At 37.5% G+C, this 18,879-nt stretch carries 17 protein-coding genes; 6 read left to right on the top strand and 11 right to left on the bottom strand.

The features are described 5' to 3' along the window. Nucleotides 1–13 precede the first annotated feature (13 nt). The 3 genes from AC1MGI_RS10420 to AC1MGI_RS10410 are packed head-to-tail and all read right to left on the bottom strand — an operon-like array spanning nucleotide 14 to nucleotide 2,753. Nucleotides 14–928 (bottom strand): osmoprotectant ABC transporter substrate-binding protein, encoded by a 915-nt coding sequence (locus AC1MGI_RS10420; RefSeq protein ID WP_480349631.1) that lies wholly within the window; start codon nucleotides 926–928, stop codon nucleotides 14–16. A gap of 18 nt (nucleotides 929–946) precedes the next feature. Further along, nucleotides 947–1,600 carry an ABC transporter permease gene (locus tag AC1MGI_RS10415; protein WP_480349630.1) on the bottom strand — a complete coding sequence of 218 codons (654 nt, stop codon included), beginning with the start codon at nucleotides 1,598–1,600 and terminating at the stop codon, nucleotides 947–949. Nucleotides 1,601–1,619: 19 nt separating this feature from the next. Next, complete coding sequence (locus AC1MGI_RS10410; RefSeq protein ID WP_480349629.1) at nucleotides 1,620–2,753, bottom strand: betaine/proline/choline family ABC transporter ATP-binding protein; 1,134 nt, start codon at nucleotides 2,751–2,753, stop codon at nucleotides 1,620–1,622. Between the two features lie 292 nt (nucleotides 2,754–3,045). On the opposite strand from AC1MGI_RS10410, the gene AC1MGI_RS10405 reads away from it, so the two are divergent. The 4 genes from AC1MGI_RS10405 (at nucleotide 3,046) to AC1MGI_RS10390 (ending at nucleotide 6,355) form a co-directional block, all read left to right on the top strand. Further along, nucleotides 3,046–3,582 (top strand): GbsR/MarR family transcriptional regulator, encoded by a 537-nt coding sequence (locus AC1MGI_RS10405; RefSeq protein WP_480349628.1) that lies wholly within the window; start codon nucleotides 3,046–3,048, stop codon nucleotides 3,580–3,582. 420 nt (nucleotides 3,583–4,002) lie between these two features. Beyond that, entirely contained in the window at nucleotides 4,003–4,896 is an 894-nt protein-coding gene (locus AC1MGI_RS10400; protein WP_480349627.1) for a beta-keto acid cleavage family enzyme, read from the top strand. A gap of 1 nt (nucleotide 4,897) precedes the next feature. Further along, nucleotides 4,898–5,860 carry an L-carnitine dehydrogenase gene (locus AC1MGI_RS10395; protein ID WP_480349626.1) on the top strand — a complete coding sequence of 321 codons (963 nt, stop codon included), beginning with the start codon at nucleotides 4,898–4,900 and terminating at the stop codon, nucleotides 5,858–5,860. 18 nt (nucleotides 5,861–5,878) lie between these two features. Further along, nucleotides 5,879–6,355 (top strand): thioesterase family protein, encoded by a 477-nt coding sequence (locus AC1MGI_RS10390; RefSeq protein WP_480349625.1) that lies wholly within the window; start codon nucleotides 5,879–5,881, stop codon nucleotides 6,353–6,355. Nucleotides 6,356–6,778: 423 nt separating this feature from the next. Here the strand turns inward: AC1MGI_RS10390 and AC1MGI_RS10385 are convergent, their stop codons facing one another. The 6 genes from AC1MGI_RS10385 to AC1MGI_RS10360 form a co-directional block, all read right to left on the bottom strand. Continuing rightward, nucleotides 6,779–7,678, bottom strand: coding sequence for a glycerophosphodiester phosphodiesterase (locus AC1MGI_RS10385; RefSeq protein ID WP_480349624.1), 900 nt, complete (start codon nucleotides 7,676–7,678; stop codon nucleotides 6,779–6,781). A 516-nt stretch (nucleotides 7,679–8,194) separates the two neighbouring features. Then, entirely contained in the window at nucleotides 8,195–8,962 is a 768-nt protein-coding gene (locus tag AC1MGI_RS10380) for a glycerophosphodiester phosphodiesterase (protein ID WP_480349623.1), read from the bottom strand. Nucleotides 8,963–9,441: 479 nt separating this feature from the next. Then, nucleotides 9,442–10,785 carry an extracellular solute-binding protein gene (locus AC1MGI_RS10375; RefSeq protein ID WP_480349622.1) on the bottom strand — a complete coding sequence of 448 codons (1,344 nt, stop codon included), beginning with the start codon at nucleotides 10,783–10,785 and terminating at the stop codon, nucleotides 9,442–9,444. 51 nt (nucleotides 10,786–10,836) lie between these two features. Further along, nucleotides 10,837–11,655 (bottom strand): carbohydrate ABC transporter permease, encoded by an 819-nt coding sequence (locus AC1MGI_RS10370; RefSeq protein WP_403072513.1) that lies wholly within the window; start codon nucleotides 11,653–11,655, stop codon nucleotides 10,837–10,839. Continuing rightward, nucleotides 11,652–12,590 carry a carbohydrate ABC transporter permease gene (locus AC1MGI_RS10365; protein WP_480349621.1) on the bottom strand — a complete coding sequence of 313 codons (939 nt, stop codon included), beginning with the start codon at nucleotides 12,588–12,590 and terminating at the stop codon, nucleotides 11,652–11,654. Before AC1MGI_RS10365 ends, AC1MGI_RS10370 begins: the two co-directional genes overlap by 4 nt. Beyond that, entirely contained in the window at nucleotides 12,587–13,714 is a 1,128-nt protein-coding gene (locus AC1MGI_RS10360; protein ID WP_480349620.1) for an ABC transporter ATP-binding protein, read from the bottom strand. The genes AC1MGI_RS10365 and AC1MGI_RS10360 overlap by 4 nt, the downstream gene beginning before the upstream one ends. A gap of 606 nt (nucleotides 13,715–14,320) precedes the next feature. Between AC1MGI_RS10360 and AC1MGI_RS10355 the strand changes: the two genes are divergently transcribed. After that, complete coding sequence (locus tag AC1MGI_RS10355; protein ID WP_480349619.1) at nucleotides 14,321–16,054, top strand: ABC transporter ATP-binding protein; 1,734 nt, start codon at nucleotides 14,321–14,323, stop codon at nucleotides 16,052–16,054. Nucleotides 16,055–16,306: 252 nt separating this feature from the next. Further along, nucleotides 16,307–16,798 (top strand): N-acetyltransferase family protein, encoded by a 492-nt coding sequence (locus AC1MGI_RS10350; protein WP_480349618.1) that lies wholly within the window; start codon nucleotides 16,307–16,309, stop codon nucleotides 16,796–16,798. Nucleotides 16,799–16,908: 110 nt separating this feature from the next. Here the strand turns inward: AC1MGI_RS10350 and AC1MGI_RS10345 are convergent, their stop codons facing one another. Next, nucleotides 16,909–17,151 (bottom strand): hypothetical protein, encoded by a 243-nt coding sequence (locus AC1MGI_RS10345; RefSeq protein WP_062182440.1) that lies wholly within the window; start codon nucleotides 17,149–17,151, stop codon nucleotides 16,909–16,911. A gap of 186 nt (nucleotides 17,152–17,337) precedes the next feature. Further along, nucleotides 17,338–18,720 carry a class II fumarate hydratase gene (gene fumC, locus AC1MGI_RS10340; protein WP_480349617.1) on the bottom strand — a complete coding sequence of 461 codons (1,383 nt, stop codon included), beginning with the start codon at nucleotides 18,718–18,720 and terminating at the stop codon, nucleotides 17,338–17,340. Nucleotides 18,721–18,879 lie beyond the last annotated feature (159 nt).

Genomic DNA, 18,879 nt, shown 5'->3' with positions numbered 1-18,879 from the left:
AGTCACCCCCTAATTATTCAAAGTAATTGTGTTCTTCCAAAAACTCTCTTGCTATGATTAATGGTTCCTTCATTTCTCCATCAGCAGCATAGTTCAACTCTTGCATTTTTTCTGTATCAATTGTACCTGCTAGTTTTTGAAGGATATCTCTGAGACCTGGGTGTTTGTCTAATACATCATTACTCGCAACGACTGACGTATCATATGGTGGAAAAAAATACTTATCGTCCTCTAATACTTTTAAATCAAATGCCTTAATACGGCCATCTGTTGTATAAGCAAGCACAACATCCATCTTTCCGTTCGCTGCCGCTTGATAAACTAAACCGATCTGCATCGGATATGTTTTGCCAAATTCAAACCCATACTCTAAGACGAAACCCTCATACCCATCTCCCTTTCGTTTCAACCAGGCATTATCAACGCCTAATTTCAACTCAGAAACAAATGGTTCTAAATTTGATACTGTGTTCAAGTTTTCTTTTTCAGCTAATTCTCTCGTGACAGTAAATGCATAAGAGTTAGCAAACCCATATGAATCAAACCATGTTTGATCAAATCGTTCTTCAAATTCACGTTGCACAATTTCAAGTGCTTCCTGTGGATCTTTTACCGGCTCCATTCCTAACGCACCCGCTAAGTCTGTTCCTGTATAACGTGTCGCAGTAATATCAGCATCTCCGCTCATCATCGCTTTATGTTGGACGATCGATGAACCTAAATTATTGACCATTTCAACGTGGACATCCGAGTAATGTTCAATCATAAGGCGAACGATATTCCCCATAATCTGTGATTCTGACGTACCCAATGTCCCGACAGTAACTGTATTCTTAGCTGGTCCACTCAAGCCAGGAAGAGAACAACCACTAATGAAAACAGTCAAAGAGACGAATGCAACTAGTAAACTCTTATTTATTTTTAACACGTTTCATGCTCCCCCTTCCTAAACGGCTTCTTTCATTTTTCTAATTCCCTTAGGTGTTACTTTTTCTTCAACACGACCTAAAAGAAGATCAACCAATAAGGCTAAAATAGTAACTGGAACCGCTCCAGCAACAATGAATTCGGCTTGGTATAAGTTAAGGCCACTAAAAATGTAATCACCTAGTCCACCAGCTCCAATATAAGCCGCTAAAGTTGCCCAACCAATTAAATATACAGTGGACAAACGAATACCTGCCATAATAATAGGAACCGCTAGTGGCACTTCAACGTAACGGATACGTTCCCATCCAGTCATACCCATCCCGCGTCCTGCTTCTAGCAAACTACGTTTAACACCATTGACACCTGTATATGTGTTCCTCAAGATAGGTAGGACTGAATAGAAAAATAAAGCGATAATAGCTGGAACTTTACCAACACCTAGAATTGGAATAAAAAAGGCTAAAATTGCAAAACTCGGAAACGTTTGAATAATGCCTAATATCCCCATCACAAAGCTTGCACCTTTCGGAAAACGAGTTAGCGCAACCCCAAGTGGAACAGCTATAATGATCCCTAATAGCGCCGCAATTAATGATATATATAAATGTTCCCAAGTTTTAAATAACATTTCGCCGCCATAATTAGTAAAAAACTCAATAATACGATCCATCACCTCTCCCTCCTTTCAATCATTGTTCAATCTCTTCTTCGCCCCAAATAGAATCATAGACAATATCAACAAGACTTGCCCTTGTAACAATCCCAACAAGACGTTGTTTTTGATCAATAACAGGAACATATTTCATTCCTTTTTTCAAGATTTTTCGAATTGTATCACGAACCAGTGTGTCTTTATCAACTGTTAGTAATTCTGTTACCAGTACATCCCCAACATGTGTCGCTTTTTTACGGGATTGATCAATGATTTCAACATCAATATACCCTTTAAGCATCTGCTCTTCATCAATAACCAGTAAAGAATCTACCCTTTGTTGCTTCATTATTTGAATTGCTTCAGATAATGTTCTGTCCTCTGTCACAGTAACAGGTTTTGGGTTCATGATCTGCCCAACTGTTTGAATATTAGGTCTAGCTTGAACTAACCGTTCCTTCCCAATAAATTCTTCAACAAAATCATTTACCGGATTTCTTAATATTTCATCAGGAGTACCTACCTGTACCAATTGACCATCTCGCAATATCACAAGTTGATCAGCCAATTTAAGGGCTTCGTCCATATCATGCGTAACGAACACAATTGTTTTCCCTAGTTTTTGTTGCAATTTTTTGAACTCTTCTTGTAAAGCATCTCTGGTAATAGGATCTAATGCACCAAATGGCTCATCCATTAAAATAAGGGACTGATCAGCTGCCAATGCTCGTAGCACACCAATACGTTGTTGTTGCCCACCACTTAGTTCATGTGGAAAGCGGTCTAAGTATTCTGGTGTCATATCAACAAGTTCTAACAACTCTCTTGCACGTGTACGACGTTTTTCTTCCGGCCATTTTAGCAATTTTGGAACGAGTGAAATATTTTCTTGAATCGTCATATGGGGGAATAGTCCAATTTGTTGAATTACATACCCAATTTCGCGTCTAAGTTGTACTGGATCTTTTTCTAAAATGTTTTCTCCATTAATATAAATGCTTCCTTCAGAAGGTTCGATTAAGCGGTTAATCATTTTCATCGTTGTCGTTTTACCACAGCCACTTGGTCCGATAAAAACAATAAATTCTCCTTTTTTAAACTCTAAGGATAAGTCGTTAACTGCCTTTTTTCCTCCCTTATACATTTTTGAAACATGGTCGAATTTCAGCAAATGTAAGACACCTCCATTATTTTCCCTACATCAATTTATTTAATATAAGGACCTAACCGTGAAAAAATTTTAGTAACCTCTTAAGTGTAAAGTAAAGTTTGTAAATTAAAAAGTTTACAAACTGTACAAATTGTATGAAATTTACGTAAAATCTTCATTACACAAAGTTTAAGCAAGACATTCCTTATAAATGCTCGTCAATCTGTTCATTTCCTTCCAAATACTAATTTTCCAGTTTTACTCAAATGTGATACAGTGACATATGCAACTGGCAATTGGAAGGATGATCGTTGTGGATGAAAAACAAATTAGTAAAATTAAACAAGCGGAAGATCAATTTGTCGAGAAAATTGCGGATAATATGCACACATTCGGGATCTCAACAACAGTTGGCCGAGTGCTTGGTATTATCTATATGAATAGAAAAGCGATGACCCTTGATGAATTATCAGAAGCAACAGGCATGAGTAAAACGCGCATGAGCCAAGTGGTTCGTGAAATGCTAGATCTCAATATTGCTGAAAAAGTCTTTGAAAAAGGCGTCCGTAAAGACCTTTATAATGTTGAACAAGACTATTACCAGACCTTTGTTTCGTTATTCACTTCCAACTGGCAAAAGACCATCAAAAAAAATAAACTGTTCGAGAAAAAATTATCAACCGAATTAAAGGCCATGCTCGAGAATGAAACTTTAACAGAAGAAATAGAAAAAAAAGTCAATGACTTACTCAAAGAAACAAAGGAATGGTTGGATTATTACCATTGGTTAACACGCTTAGTCGATTTCTTCGATAGCGGGGAAATTTTCAAGCATGTTCCAAAATCATAATTCATTTCTAAAATGGAAGAACAATTAAATATATCTGTGATCCGAACCTAATTAGGGGTGGAATAAGAGCAAACTAAAACACGTTGCCCATGCCGCCTTAATCTTATTACGAACTTCTTTGAATTTAGTAATAAGGTAAGCGGGTTCCGGTCCTTTATTTTAAAAAGAAAATGGTGAAACACTGTCCATTTTCTTTTTTTTGTACAAGTGCGTGTTCAAAAAGGAAGATAAAAGAGCAAAGAAGTTCTGCGAGCGATAATCTGCGCGTATACAATAATACGTGAGGACTGGACTTGCTTGCACAGAACGTGCGCGATTTTAACAGAAGGTCATTCATGAGCATTCACAAGCTTCTTTACCGTAATTTTTGAACAACCTCTACAAGTGAATGTTTTTAAAAAGCAGAATAGGAGGATCGATATGAGTAAAAAAGTAATCGTAACATCCGCAGTAACCGGTGCAGGCGATACAACAAAAAAGAGCCATCATGTTCCAATCACACCAAAGGAAATTGCAAATGCTGCGATTGAATCAGCAAAAGCTGGAGCAACAATCGCCCATATCCATGTCCGCGATCCAAAAACCGGTGCTCTAAGTCATGATCCTCAACTTTTTCGTGAAGTGGTGGAACGAGTCCGTGAATCCGACACAGATGTCATTCTTAACCTTACAGCAGGTGGTGGTGGTGACTGGATTCCTAGCCAAGAAGACCCAGCAGTCGGTGGGCCAGGAACTGACATCCAAACACCTGAGGAACGTCATGAACCTGTTGGTACATTATTACCAGAGATTTGTACACTTGATTGTGGCAGCCTTAACTTTGGCAATCAACTTTATATAAGCCCAAATGACTGGCTTCGCAAACAAGCTCGTCTCATTCAACAAAGTGGTGTTAAGCCAGAATTGGAATGCTTTGATACCGGGCACCTTCGCTTCGCTAAACAATTAATGGATGAAGGTCTTATTGATGGGGATCCTATGTTTCAATTTTGCCTAGGTATTCCTTGGGGAGCTGATGCGGATGCGGAAACAATGCTATACATGCGAGATAAGCTTCCAAAAAATGCTCACTGGTCTGCATTTGGGATCGGACGCTATCAAATGCCAATAGCGATTCAATCAATGCTGCTTGGTGGAAATGTCCGCGTAGGTCTCGAAGACAATCTTTACCTTGATAAAGGGATATTTGCAACAAATGGCCAGTTAGTAGAAAAAGTTGTCACAATCATGGATGGTCTTGGTACCAAGCCTATGACACCTCAAGAAGCAAGAATACACCTCAAATTAAATAATCCTCACGGAAAGGCTGAATAGTATGGATTCAAATTTGATCAAACAAGTAACCGTTGTTGGTACAGGAGTTATCGGGAATGGCTGGATTACTCGTTTTCTTGCTCAAGGCTATGACGTAATCGCAACAGATCCAGCAGAAACTGCTGAGGCACGCATGCGAACAGCAATCGATAAAGCATGGCCTACTCTTGAAAAAAAAGGATTAGCTGCCGGAGCTTCAAAAGATCGACTTATATTTGAACCTAATCTTACAAAAGCCATCGCAAACGCAGATCTCATTCAAGAAAACGCACCAGAACGCGAAACATTAAAACAAACACTATTAGCAATGATCGATCAACATGCAAAACCCGATGCGATCATTGCATCAAGTACATCTGGCATTATGCCTACCACATTACAGGAAAAATGCGAAAAACCAGAACGTGTCATTGTTGCTCATCCGTTCAACCCAGTGTATTTAGTGCCACTTGTAGAAATTGTTGGTGGGAAAAATACTTCCTCTGACGTTATAAAACGGGCAGAACATTTCTATGAATCAATCGGGATGAAACCGCTTGTTATATCTAACGAAATCGAAGGTCATATTGCGGACCGTCTTATGGAAGCAATTTGGCGCGAAGCATTACATCTTGTAAATGACGGCATCGCTACAACAGAAGAAATAGATGCGGCAATTGTTTATGGTCCTGGGTTACGTTGGGCATTAATGGGACCTTTCTTAACTCTGCACCTCGCTGGCGGTGAACAAGGGATGAAGCATATGCTCGAACAATTTGGACCTGCATTAAAACTTCCTTGGACCAAACTCGTTGCACCTGAACTAACGGAGGGGCTAACGAATAAAGTTGTGGCTGGCTGTGAACAGCAAACAGCTGGACATCCAATATCTCAACTTGAACAGCGTCGTGATGATTTTCTGATCGAACTCCTTCAACTACTAGAAAAATATTGGCCAGGAGCAAACTTAAGTGGGAAAGTATAAAGGGAGGAAGGGTGCGAAATGTCTCAAACCGTAAAACCGTTGCTAGAAGACATCGTTCGAAAGGATTGGATTGACTATAACGGACATATGACTGATGCTGCTTATGCAATCGTATTTAGCATGGCCGTTGATCGTCTAATGATCGTGTTAGGGATCAATGCTGACTTTCGTAATCAATATCATTATTCGATCTATACATTAGAAACACATCTCCTGTTCATAAAAGAGGCACATGAAGGTCAAGGCCTTCGTGTCACAATCCATCTGTTAGACCACGACGCCAAAAGACTACATGTATTTTTCGTCATGGAAAATGACCAGGGTGACCGCTTAGCAACAAGTGAACAAATGTTGATGGGAATGGACATGACCGAAGGACGCCCTGCTCCGTTTCCAGCATCTATCAAAACACGGATTGAAAATATGGCAAACGATTATCAGTCCCACCCCATGCCTAATGAGGCTGGCCGGAAGATTGGAATCCGTAAGAATTAATTAAAAAATTCTCTCCTTGTGTCTCTGAGGGATCTTTGTTACGGGCTATTATTCATAAGCGCAACTCGGAATTAGAAATAGTGCAAAAATCCAATCAGTGGGGGTTCTTCATCCCCCACCTACACTTCATTAAGATTCAGGTTCTATAAGTAATATCCTTCCTCTTGTGTAGGTAAGTAGGACTATATAGAAACTGCCCCCATTAAGGAAATGGTAATCCAAACATATCGACCTTCTCATATCCCTAAAAAGTCCTTTACTCCCGCTTTAATAAAGGCTCTTTTTGACGAGTTTCTTCTATTTTAATGTGGATCATCAGCACCCGTGGTAAATAGATTCCGTCCATTCAACAGTTCCCTTCATCTTTTCCAAACAAATCTTACCCAAGGGCTTTTTATATGACTTTTACTATGTTGCCCACTATTACTCATAATTTGTCGGGGCTGGAACCTCTTTGCTTGCCTGAACTAGCCGGTCAGCCAAATCAGTAAACGCACCTGTAATGCCATACCCAATTAACTTTTTCATATCTTCTTGGTTATCAATTGTGTACGGATGGATCCACAAGCCAGCCTTTCTTATCGTATGAATGTAGTTTTTATCAATCTTTCGATAGTTCGGTCCAACCCCACTTGCATACTCTTTCCATCTCTTGATTTGACTATTTGAGACTTTGGCTCTCCCTTGGTATTTTATCAATTGAATGAGCGGAATATCTGGATTACTTGCATGAATCTTGCGAAGGCTTTTTTCGCTAAATGATTGAATGATTACTCTTCCTTTTATAGCATCTGAACCTATTAATCCATTTTCATTTAATATTTTGAGTAATTCTTTTTCCATACCTGGATATTTGTCTGGATTCTTCGTTTCGATATAATAATTGGCTGTTTCTCCAAACGTACCAATAATTTCGTCTAATGAAGGCACCTTCAAATTCTCGTAAACTGAATCGGCAAACTTCTTATGTTCTTTGTTAAACCATGACCCCGCATCAAGCTCTTGAAGTTCTGCGAGTGTATAAGTAGATACTTTTCCTTTACCATTGGTAGTCCGATCAACCAAGTCATCATGCATTGCAACTAACTTTCCATCTTTCGTCATCTGCAAATCGATTTCCAAATAATCCGCACCTAGTTTTAAAGCAAGTTCATAAGAAGGAATTGTATGCTCGGGAGCATATCCTGAAGCACCGCGGTGTCCGATCACAATAAACGAATTCATGTCAACTTCTGCTCGGTTCTGCATCCATTGACTATCTATTGTGACATACACTCCGAAAATGAAAAATAAACAGATAATAGTAGGCAATACTTTTTTCATCCCGGTTATCTCCTTCATAAAATGATTTACAGCACTCGAAAATTGGATGTTTTCAACTTCCAGTTATTTATACAATAGAATCTGATAAAAAGCTAGAAAGGCAAGTTACAGGTATTTTGTAACCAGCACAAAAAATTTTAATTAATCATTTCTATCTTTCACCTATATACCTTGGTAATAAACACACTTGTTCAATATTGTTTATTACACTAGTTTTATGATTCGTTCATTCAAAGGAGATGGGGTAGTTGAAGTAAATTAAACTTCCAAGTATTTCAGGTAGTACGTTTGAACTCCGTGACATTAAAAATAAAAGCAGATGGAAAAGCGGAGGTCTATTACAAGATCCCCCTACTCCATCTGCTCATTATTTAGCTCGTTTTATCAACGCAGTACTCCACACGCATTGGTGATTACTTGAAGTGAATCGTTCCTCAAATAATTACATAGATATTTAACAGCGTATTTCTTTCGAGTGGTGCTAGTCATCAGGTATCTTAAAACAAAAATCTGAAATCAAAATTTTACTGAGTGAGCATTTCTTAAGAAAAGAGCTTCCTTTGGAAAATCTGTCATAATGGTATCTATATTATTCATGTTTACTAGTTGTTCCATTTCTTTTGGATCATTTACTGTCCACACTCTGATCTTAAAATCATCTGCACTGATACCATAATTCCCTTTGTTTAATAGTAAATCTTTATGAAGATGTAATCCTTCTAATGCTAAACTTTGAATATATTCAGACGGACGGCTGAGTTCATAAACTAATAACCATGCAATTCTCGCATTTGGCTCAATTTTTTTCAATTTTAGTATAGTTGGTAAATGAAATGAAGAATAAATTACTTTATCAGCGTAATCAAATTGATGAACAATTGCTAAAACCTTTTCTTCAATCCCATCGTAAGGAAACATATCTGTTTTCAATTCTATATTTAATTCAATTTGATAAGGTGTAATCATTTCTAAGACTTCTTCTAGGGTTGGTATACGTTCTTTAGACCAAACATGTTTATCAAACAAGGCTAAATTAGAGGATTTTACTCCTGCACTAAACTGTTTTAATTCTTGTAGAGTATAGTCCTTCACATAACCTGTACCATCTGTCGTTCTATCGATTGTTTCATCATGAATCACTACTAATTCTCCGTCTTTTGTCATTTGTACATCGAGTTCAATACCATCTACCCCCCACTCACATGCCTGAAGGAATCCCAATAGAGTGTTTTCTGGCATGGTGCCCATACTTCCACGGTGACCAAATATTTTAGTTTGAATCATGATTAACACAATCCTTTCTTTCTTATTACATGGGTATGGTGTTAAAACACCACCATTTACCATGAAGGTTCTATACATTAAGCACGCTACACTCGCCTAATCACAATGGTGGCGATGCGGAGCTGGACTTTGAAGTACTTTCTTCATAAAGGACGGGTATCTGCAAAGTAGATGGTCTATATAGATAAGTCGCGAAGCCCCGTCCCCATGTCCTTCATTCAAAATCGATATAGTATTTTAACGCCATTAATTAATATGAAGGAAGGTTTACATCTTAATCGCAAAACCAACCTAATAAGATGTCGTAAGCAGTGCCGAATATCTATACAATTTTCAACTATTCCTGTTTATTTTCCAATAAAATTGATTGCACTTACCAAGTGAAGCCGCCCCTTGTACTTAGGGATAAAGAAATAGAGAACAAAGCATTTTTTTCGCTTTATTCTCTTTCTTTTTACTTTATCAACGATCATTAAAAATTACTTTCCTCTTGCTGCATTAGATTGTTCAATCGCTGCATTCACCTGTTCAACCGCACTATTGAATGCTTCATCTACATCTCCGCCGTTATAAACTGTTTCAAGTGCAGTTTCGATAATTTTACGTTCTGCCGGAATCATATCCATTAATGCGCCTTGTGTCGCAAAAGACGGTTTTGTCGCTTGAAGCTGTTGTACAGAAACTTGTAATTGTGGCATTTCTTTGTATGCATCTTTAACAACTTGCTCATCATAAGCAGCTGGATTAATGGCAAAGTAGCCTGTACCTACATGCCATTTAGCTTGTACTTCTGGAGTTTGTAAATACTTCATGAAATCCCAAGCTGCATTTTGTTCTGCTTCATCTTTGCCGCTTGACATCCATAAACTTGCACCGCCAATTGCAACACCTTGACGTTCTTCAGCTTCAGGGTGAGGTAAAAAAGCTACGCCCACTTCAAAAGGAGCATTGTCAATCACGTCTCTTGAAGAAGCTGATGATTGTAAGAACATCGCTACATCGCCTGCTAAGAAGCCAGAAAGCATATTATCAGAGTTTGTTCCATAGTTTGCAAAAGTTCCAGCATCCGTCATTCTTTTTGCCCATTCGAAGATTGATTTCCCTTTTTCATTATCAAATTCGACTGCTGTAGGTGTATCTGTGCGACCATTGTCGTTATTTAACAGTAATCCACCTTGATTAGCTAATAACTCTTCAAATAACCAACCGTATGCTTGTAAAGCGAATCCTTTCATTTGGTCATTACTTTTAACAATTTTCTTACCTGCTTCTTCTACTTCTTCAAACGTTTCTGGAGCTTTTTCAGGATCTAATCCAGCTTTTTTAAATGCATCTTTATTGTAGTACATGACAGGTGTTGAGGAGTTAAAAGGCATAGAATAGAATTTGTCATCTACTTTGTAATAGTTAATAATATTTTCTTCGAGACCACTCATATCATAATTTTCAGCATCGATAAATTTTTGAATAGCTTCAATATTCCCACTATTAATCATAGACATTGAACCAATTTCTTGTACTTGAATCATGGTCGGAGCATCTTTCGTTCCACCAACACTATGAAACTTCGGAAGTGACTCTTCATACGTTCCTTGGAATTCTGCATTTACTTGAACCTTATCTTGGGAATTATTATATTCCTCTACAATACTATTTAATGTTTCTTGAGGCACGCCACTCATGGAATGCCAGAATGTAACAACTTGTTTGTCATCTTTTTCAGATGTAGATCCTTTCTCAGTACTTGATGTTTGATTTGAACCACAACCAGCTAGAATCACTAATAGACTTGCCATAATTAAAGCGAAAAACTTTTTTATCATTGTAATAGTCTCCTTTAGTTTTTTTCTATTTGATAATCATTGAACCCATCGTTATTTAAGTGCACCTTCAGCTAACCCTTTTTGGAGTCTCTTTTGCCCTACGAATAATAAAATCAGCGTAGGAATGGCCACAACCATTGCACCAGCCATTACAACTCCCCATTGATTGACTGTTTCTTGTGATTGCAATTGCTTTAAGCCAATTTGAACGGTTCGTACATGATCATTTGTTGTAGATAAAAGCGGCCATAAGTACATATTCCAAGCCGTTAAGAAGCCATAAAGTGCTAATGTAACTAGACTTGTTTTTGCAACGGGTAATACGACTGTTAAATAAAATTTAAAATGGCCCATCCCAGCAATTTCACTTGCTTCTTTAAGTTCTTTAGGAATTTGTTTAAATGTTTGTCTTAATAAAAAAGTACCAAATGCTGTAGCCAAGAAAGGCAAGGCCAACCCTGGATACGTATCTAATAAATTCATCCCTTTAATCGTTTGAAAGTTTGGGATAATTGACGCTTCAAATGGGATCATCATGGTTGCAATAAACAAAAAGAATAAAGCATCCCTCCCTTTAAATTTCAGAAAAACAAATGCGTAAGCCGCTAAACTAGACAAGACTAACTGACCGATCATAATAAGTAGAGAAGTAATTAAGCTGTTGAATAGAAATTTCAGCAATGGTAAACGTTCGAATGCCTTCACGTAATTATCAAGTGTCCACACAGAAGGGATTATTTTACCTAACATCGCATCCTGACTATTCATAAAGCTCATCAAGAAAGCAAAGATGATTGGGACAAATACTAGGAATGCCGATACTGTGAGTAATGTATATAAGACGATTTTTTTAGAAAGAGGCATCCTCATTGATAATGGACCTTCCTTTCACCAAGCTTGAACTGGATCACTGTCATGATGAGTATAATAATGAACAAGACGACAGCTTGTGCACTTGCTGTACCATACTGATAGTTCACAAACGCTTCACGATAAATCGAGTAAACGATAAGATTTGTTTCATTACTTGGTCCACCTTTTGTTAACATATCGATTTGGCCAAAGGTTTGAAAGGCATTAATGATTGAAACAGTGACCACAAAGAATAAGGTAGGAGAAAGCATCGGGATTGTAATCCGTCGCAATTTGTAGAAAAATCCCGCACCATCTATGTTTGCACTTTCATATAGATGAGAATCAATGGATTGTAAACCACCAAGAATAATTAAAAATGTGAAACCAATATTCATCCAAACTGTTGATAATGAAACAGAAGCAAGGGCCCATTCTGGATTTGTTAACCAACCGATTTTATCAAAACCGAATGTCACTAATATTTTGTTAAAAAATCCAATACTCGGATGAAATAAAAATAGCCAAAAAACAGAAGCTGCCGCTACAGATACCCCCATCGTGGATGAAAATATCATTCGGAAAAAGCCGATCCCTTTTATCTTTTCATTTGCAATAACTGCCAAAAATAAGCTTACAATAATCGTTCCCGGCACTGTGAATAAAACAAATAAAAATGTTGATGTTAAACTTTTCATAAATATTGGAGATGTGAAGATATCGATATAATTTTGCATTCCAACAAAGACTGTTGTTATACCTGCTTGATTTGTTAAAAAGAAACTTAAATATACCGTACGGATCATTGGATAAAATATAAAAATACTAAATAAAAGTAATGAGGGTAATAAGAATAAAAGGCCTTTCAAGAAAACTTTTTTACGCTGTTGTTTTTTTAACGCCTCGAAATGAACTTGATTATACTCAAACGGCATAGCAGATTCTGTATTCATTGTGCAATGACCTCTTGCTCTTGATTTTTTTCTTGATATGCAGGTTGTATTAATTGACCATTTTCTGCATCAAAGAAACAAAAATTTTGAACTGAAATGTTAACCGGAACCTTAGCACCCGGATTAATCGCCCATTGGCCCGGCCATTTAGCATTCCATAGATGACCTCCTAATTCTTCAAAAACAATAATCGTTTCATTTCCTAACTGCTCCACACCAACAACTTCTAAATAATTAGTTGCATCTTGTTCAGTTGCTGGATAAATATGTTCTGCTCTAATGCCAATTATTGTATTTTTGTCTGATGGTATATGTATTAAATCTGACGGACTTAAATTAAACGTAAGCTTGTCCTCCACTTTAATTTGACGATTCTCAACGAATAACTCAGCTTTTCCCATATTCATCTTTGGGGAGCCAATAAAAGAGGCTACAAATGTATTGGCTGGTTCGTTATATAAAGTAATCGGTTTTCCAACTTGTTGTACTTTCCCATCATTCAAAACCATAATCCTATCACCCATTGTCATTGCCTCGACTTGATCATGGGTGACATAGATCATTGTGAGACCCAACTTTCTTTGCAATCTACGTATTTCAACGCGCATATGTGCCCGCAATTTGGCATCTAAATTTGATAGTGGTTCATCCATTAAGCAAAGTGGCGCTTCACTTACAACTGACCTAGCCAATGCCACTCTCTGCCTTTGACCACCAGATAGTTCCTTAGGTTTTCTTTTCAATAATTCACTTAAACCGATCATTTCTGCTGTTTCCATAAGTCTTCTTTTTTGTTCTTTTTTATTAATCTTCTTAACATCTAAACCAAAAAGTATATTTTGCTCTACTGTTAAATGTGGGTAGAGTGCATAATTTTGAAAAACCATAGATAAATTTCTATTTTTAGGTGGTAGATGATTTGCTACTTCATCATTTAGCTTCAGTACGCCTCCGGTTATTTCTTCTAACCCTGCAACCATTCTTAATAATGTGCTTTTTCCACATCCAGAGGGACCGACTAAAACAAAGAACTCACCCTTGTTAATCGAAAGGTTAATTTCATCTAATACATTTGTATGTTTATCGTACGACTTTGATATATCCATCAATTCTACGTGCTTCATTTTTCAACCTCCATCTTTCGTCAAACCCATTTAAACATATTTTCATACTAAAATGACGGGGTTTACCAATTCATCACATAAAAGTTAAATCTTTTGAATTGTAAGCGATTTATGTAAATTAATTTACAATCTCTTAACACAAAGACGCTTAGACAATCTGTCTAAGCGTCTTTTCCAAATGCAAGCAACGTTGAAACCTTATCTAATTATGATACTGTTCAAAGAAACACATAGTAAAACTGTTATCAGTGGAGGTTTTCCTCATCTCCCACCTATGTTTCCAATGCCTCCCGCAAACTTATAGTATGTGCCACGAAGGTTAGTAGCCATTTCCGGCTCAGATCTAACGATTGCACTCTAATTTCTTGATGAATCAACAGCTAGATTGTATCCATAAGAGACATAAGGATGAATAAATGGCATAAAGCAGCTACAAGATTTGAGCAATACCCTTTTCGTTCTCTAAGCGCAATGCTTGAAGGAATACTCGAGGCTAACATATTATTGACATGAGACCTCATGCTGTTCATAATGGAAGAACTGCAGTTGAAAACCCTCCACTCTCCACCGACAATAGATAGATCGCAATGATAGGAGTTATAGACAATGAAAAATCAAAAAAGTGGCTTAAGGCCATTTATTTCCCTAATTTTATCAACGAATATCCCGAAAGTCGCACTTATTATTGGTTTAACAGCAAGCCTTCTAACAACTATTGCAGGCCTTGTCGTGCCATTATTGACAAAGAATTTAGTAGATGGGTTTTCCGTCGCATCATTAAGTGTTCCACTCATAATCGGCATTGGGGCAGCTTTTATTATCCAAGCGATCATAAGCGGAATCTCCATTTATTTATTAAGCCTAGTCGGCCATAAAATTGTCGCAAGGCTTCGTGATCGCATGTGGCTAAAACTGATTCGATTGCCAGTAACTTATTTTGATAAACAATCAAGTGGTGAAACGGTGAGTCGAGTCGTTAATGATACAAGTGTTGTGCGAGATTTAATTTCGAATCACTTCCCTCAATTTATTACAGGTATTATTTCGATTATTGGTGCCATTGTCATCTTACTTGTCATGGATTGGAAAATGACACTTCTGATGTTAATTTCTGTACCAATAACATTAGTCATCATGATTCCACTCGGTCGAAAAATGGCGAAAATCTCACGTGGTTTACAAGATGAAACAGCCACCTTCACTGGACAAATCCAACAAACTCTTAGTGAAATTCGCTTAATGAAATCCTCAACCGCTGAACAAAATGAAGAAACAAATGGGTTAACAGGCATTGAGAAATTACTTGGTTACGGATTAAAGGAAGCACGTATTTTTGCTTTAATCGGTCCAATTATGTACCTCGTCATTATGGTTGTCATTGTAATGATTATTGGGTATGGCGGCATGCGGGTAGCAAATGGATCGATGTCAACTGGTTCACTTATCGCCTTTTTACTCTATTTATTCCAAATTATTATGCCGATCACATCCTTTGCGATGTTCTTTACACAATTACAAAAAGCAAAAGGTGCGACAGAGCGAATTATCGAGATTTTGGAATTACCATTAGAATCTGGCCAAGATGGCATAGAAATGGATATTACAAACGAGCCAATTCAAGTATCAAACGTGTCATTTGCTTATAGTGAGGATGAACCTGTTCTAGAAAATATTTCACTTGAAGCTCAACCTGGCGAAATGATCGCTTTTGCTGGACCAAGCGGAAGCGGTAAAACAACGATGTTTGGCTTACTCGAACGATTTTACGAACCGACTACAGGAGAAATACGAATCGGTAACACGCCAATAAATCAATTATCACTTGATTCATGGCGCAGTCAAATTGGTTATGTATCACAAGAAAGTGCTATGATGGCTGGGACAATTCGCGAAAATTTATGTTATGGTTTGAACGATTCAACGCAAATATCTGATGAACGCCTATGGGAAGTAGCCAAAATGGCATACGCCGACCAGTTTATTGAAGATTTCCCGAAAGGTTTGGACACGGAAGTTGGTGAGCGTGGTGTGAAACTATCTGGTGGTCAAAGACAACGGATCGCTATCGCCCGTGCTTTTTTACGAGACCCTAAAATTCTCATGATGGATGAAGCAACAGCAAGCTTAGATAGCCAATCAGAAAGTGTTGTCCAACAAGCATTAACACGATTAATGGAAGGACGTACTACATTCGTCATCGCTCATCGATTATCAACAATCGTCGATGCTGATAAAATCATATTCATCGAAAAAGGACAAGTAACAGGCATCGGTACCCATCAGGATTTAACTCTATCACATGACTTATATCGTGAATTCGCCGAGCAACAGTTGGCATAGATAGGAAAATAATAAAGTTTCTGTTAAAATTAAATGATTAAAACAAGGGCATTACTCTAATAGTAGTAATGTCCTTTTGTTTTACCATTTCTTTTGAATCCATAATAAAAACTAAAGTCTTCCCACCAGAAAAAAGATAGAATACTTGTTTTCTTTACATTGAAGTATAAAGAAATGTAAAGTCTCGCATTGAATCTTTAGCTGGTACGATGACCCATTTGGAGAATAATAGTTTGAAAGGAGTCGTTAGTCGTGATTAGACCCATTAAAGTTCGTGATGCAGAAGGTTTTATCGAATTAAGTAAAAGAATTGATGACTCTAATTTTATGTTATTTGAACCTGGTGAAAGAAAAACGACTCCTGAACAACAGATAAAATCCATTGAAAGAATTTTATCTGAAAAGAAATCAATCATCTTTGTTGTCGAACAGGAAAATAAATTCGTAGGTTTTATCGCAGCATTTGGCGGAAATGTAAAAAGAAATCAACATTCTGCTTATCTCTTACTAGGTGTCCTTGAAGAATTTCAAGGGCAAGGTATCGCCTCTAAATTATTCAATCGAGTATTCGAGTGGGCAAGAGAAAATGAACTATCAAGATTAGGATTAACTGTTATAAAAGACAATAGTAAAGCATTTAATTTATATCGAAAAATGGGCTTTATCTTGGAAGGTGAGAAGGTTCATTCGCTGATTATTAACGGAGAACCCGTTAATGAATATTATTTATATAAGTTGTTGTGATTAACACAGCCTTTGATATAAAACGCAAGCAAGATAAAGGATCAGCGGAATGAACAGCTATTGACGAATCGACTCTCTCATACCGGAAGCTCGATTCGTTTTTTTGTTTCTCATTCCTTAACTAAGATAACCTCATCGTGATTACAGTTCAGACACTTCATTAAATGTGGACACTGACCTTTTTTTAATGAATCTGGAAAGCCATCGTTTTGCTTTAAGGTATCAATGTCCATATATGCACTATACTCATCATCATAGTCCATGGCTTTTCCCATATCCTTCATTTCGGATTCACATTCTGTGCATGCAACATGAATTTTTCGAAGTCCATTGCAAAGTGGACATAATGTCATCTTCTTTTCCTCCTATTAACATCATGGGGCTTAATCAAAACCAAAGGGTCGGACCACGTAACTCTTATATTCAGAAAAATAAGTGATTGTACATTTTATACGGAATAAGGAGTACGTGGCCAGACCCTCTTAACACATCTCTAACTTGAGTGTTTTTATTGCGCCTGCTGTTACACTTCTACTTACTTAGTTATTCACCATATTCTGCGGATTTACCCACTCTTCGAATTGTTCTTCGTTTAGGTAGCCTAGTTTAAGGGCTGTTTCTTTTAATGTTGAGTTGTTTTTAAATGCCGTTTTTGCAATTTCCGCTGCTTTTTCGTAACCGATATGCGGATTAAGTGCTGTTACAAGCATTAATGAACGTTCAACATTTTCTTTAATTTTGTCTAAGTTTGCTGTAATTCCTACTGCACAGTTGTCATTGAACGAGTGAATTCCGTCAGACAACAGTTTTACAGATTGCAGGAAGTTATAAATAATAACAGGCTTGAATACGTTCAATTCAAAGTTTCCTTGGCTCGCCGCAATTGAGATTGCTGTATCATTACCAATTACTTGAACCGCAATCATCGTTAATGCTTCACTTTGGGTTGGGTTCACTTTACCAGGCATGATTGAGCTTCCTGGCTCATTTTCAGGAATAGCGATTTCAGCGATCCCGCTTCTTGGGCCGCTTGCTAACCATCTTACGTCGTTTGCAATTTTCATTAGGTCAGCTGCAAGGGCTTTGATTGCGCCATGTGCATAAGCAATTTCGTCGTGACTTGTTAAGGCATGAAATTTATTATCCGATGTAACAAAATCAAATCCAGTATCCTCGGCCATTTGTTTTGCAGATAAAGCAGAAAATTCTGGCTTAGAGTTAATTCCAGTACCAACTGCTGTTCCACCAAGTGCCAAATTCAAAATATGCTTGCTGCTTTCCTCAACCATATTAAGAGATTTATCAAGCATCGCTCTCCAGCCACTGATTTCTTGACCAAGTGTGATTGGCGTAGCATCTTGTAAATGCGTACGGCCAATCTTCACGATGTCTGCAAATTCCTTTTCTTTCGCTGCAAATGTATCACGAAGTACTTTGATTGCGGGAACCAATTTGCTTGCCACTTCAACATATGCCGCTATATGCATCGCAGTTGGGAATGTGTCATTCGAGCTTTGCCCTTTGTTCACATCATCATTTGGATGAAGTAATTCGTCACTGCCAACTTCCTTCAACCACTCATTTCCTTTGTTTGCGATGACTTCATTTACATTCATATTACTTTGTGTACCGCTACCCGTTTGCCAGACAACTAGTGGGAAATGCTTGTCCAATGTGCCTTCTAAAATTTCACCGCAGATTTTTACAATGGCATTTTTCTTCGTTTCAGATAAATCACCAAGATCAAAATTCACTTTAGCAGCCGCTTGTTTTACATAAGCAAATGCGTGAATCAATTCAATCGGCATTTTTTCATTCCCTATTTTGAAGTTGTTACGACTTCTTTCCGTTTGTGCACCCCAATATTTATCATAAGGAACCTTTACTTCCCCCATTGTATCTTTCTCGATTCTATATTCCATTTCTTCTCCTCCTCTTTTGTATAACGCTAATGCAGTCCCACTTAGTAGGAATCCCCTTTGCACTTCTCTTGTTAGCGCTTTATTTTTTGAAAATTCTACATACAATGTTATTGTACAAATGTTTTGCGCTTAAAACAATTAAAAAAGGCTATGTTAAAG

The sequence above is a fragment of the Peribacillus sp. BM1 genome, from assembly GCF_056679975.1.
Note: the sequence above shows the minus strand (reverse complement) of the source record. Positions and strands in the feature narration are given on the sequence as shown.

What these genes read in the sequence shown, in the direction of transcription:
- AC1MGI_RS10390 (WP_480349625.1), top strand. Translation starts at nt 5,879, where the DNA reads ATGTCTCAAACCGTAAAACCGTTGCTAGAAGACATCGTTCGAAAGGAT.
- AC1MGI_RS10345 (WP_062182440.1), bottom strand. Translation starts at nt 17,151, where the DNA reads ATGACATTATGTCCACTTTGCAATGGACTTCGAAAAATTCATGTTGCA.
- AC1MGI_RS10360 (WP_480349620.1), bottom strand. Translation starts at nt 13,714, where the DNA reads ATGAAGCACGTAGAATTGATGGATATATCAAAGTCGTACGATAAACAT.
- AC1MGI_RS10395 (WP_480349626.1), top strand. Translation starts at nt 4,898, where the DNA reads ATGGATTCAAATTTGATCAAACAAGTAACCGTTGTTGGTACAGGAGTT.
- AC1MGI_RS10385 (WP_480349624.1), bottom strand. Translation starts at nt 7,678, where the DNA reads ATGAAAAAAGTATTGCCTACTATTATCTGTTTATTTTTCATTTTCGGA.
- AC1MGI_RS10375 (WP_480349622.1), bottom strand. Translation starts at nt 10,785, where the DNA reads ATGATAAAAAAGTTTTTCGCTTTAATTATGGCAAGTCTATTAGTGATT.
- fumC (WP_480349617.1), bottom strand. Translation starts at nt 18,720, where the DNA reads ATGGAATATAGAATCGAGAAAGATACAATGGGGGAAGTAAAGGTTCCT.
- AC1MGI_RS10365 (WP_480349621.1), bottom strand. Translation starts at nt 12,590, where the DNA reads ATGAATACAGAATCTGCTATGCCGTTTGAGTATAATCAAGTTCATTTC.
- AC1MGI_RS10355 (WP_480349619.1), top strand. Translation starts at nt 14,321, where the DNA reads ATGAAAAATCAAAAAAGTGGCTTAAGGCCATTTATTTCCCTAATTTTA.
- AC1MGI_RS10415 (WP_480349630.1), bottom strand. Translation starts at nt 1,600, where the DNA reads ATGGATCGTATTATTGAGTTTTTTACTAATTATGGCGGCGAAATGTTA.
- AC1MGI_RS10400 (WP_480349627.1), top strand. Translation starts at nt 4,003, where the DNA reads ATGAGTAAAAAAGTAATCGTAACATCCGCAGTAACCGGTGCAGGCGAT.
- AC1MGI_RS10370 (WP_403072513.1), bottom strand. Translation starts at nt 11,655, where the DNA reads ATGAGGATGCCTCTTTCTAAAAAAATCGTCTTATATACATTACTCACA.
- AC1MGI_RS10380 (WP_480349623.1), bottom strand. Translation starts at nt 8,962, where the DNA reads ATGATTCAAACTAAAATATTTGGTCACCGTGGAAGTATGGGCACCATG.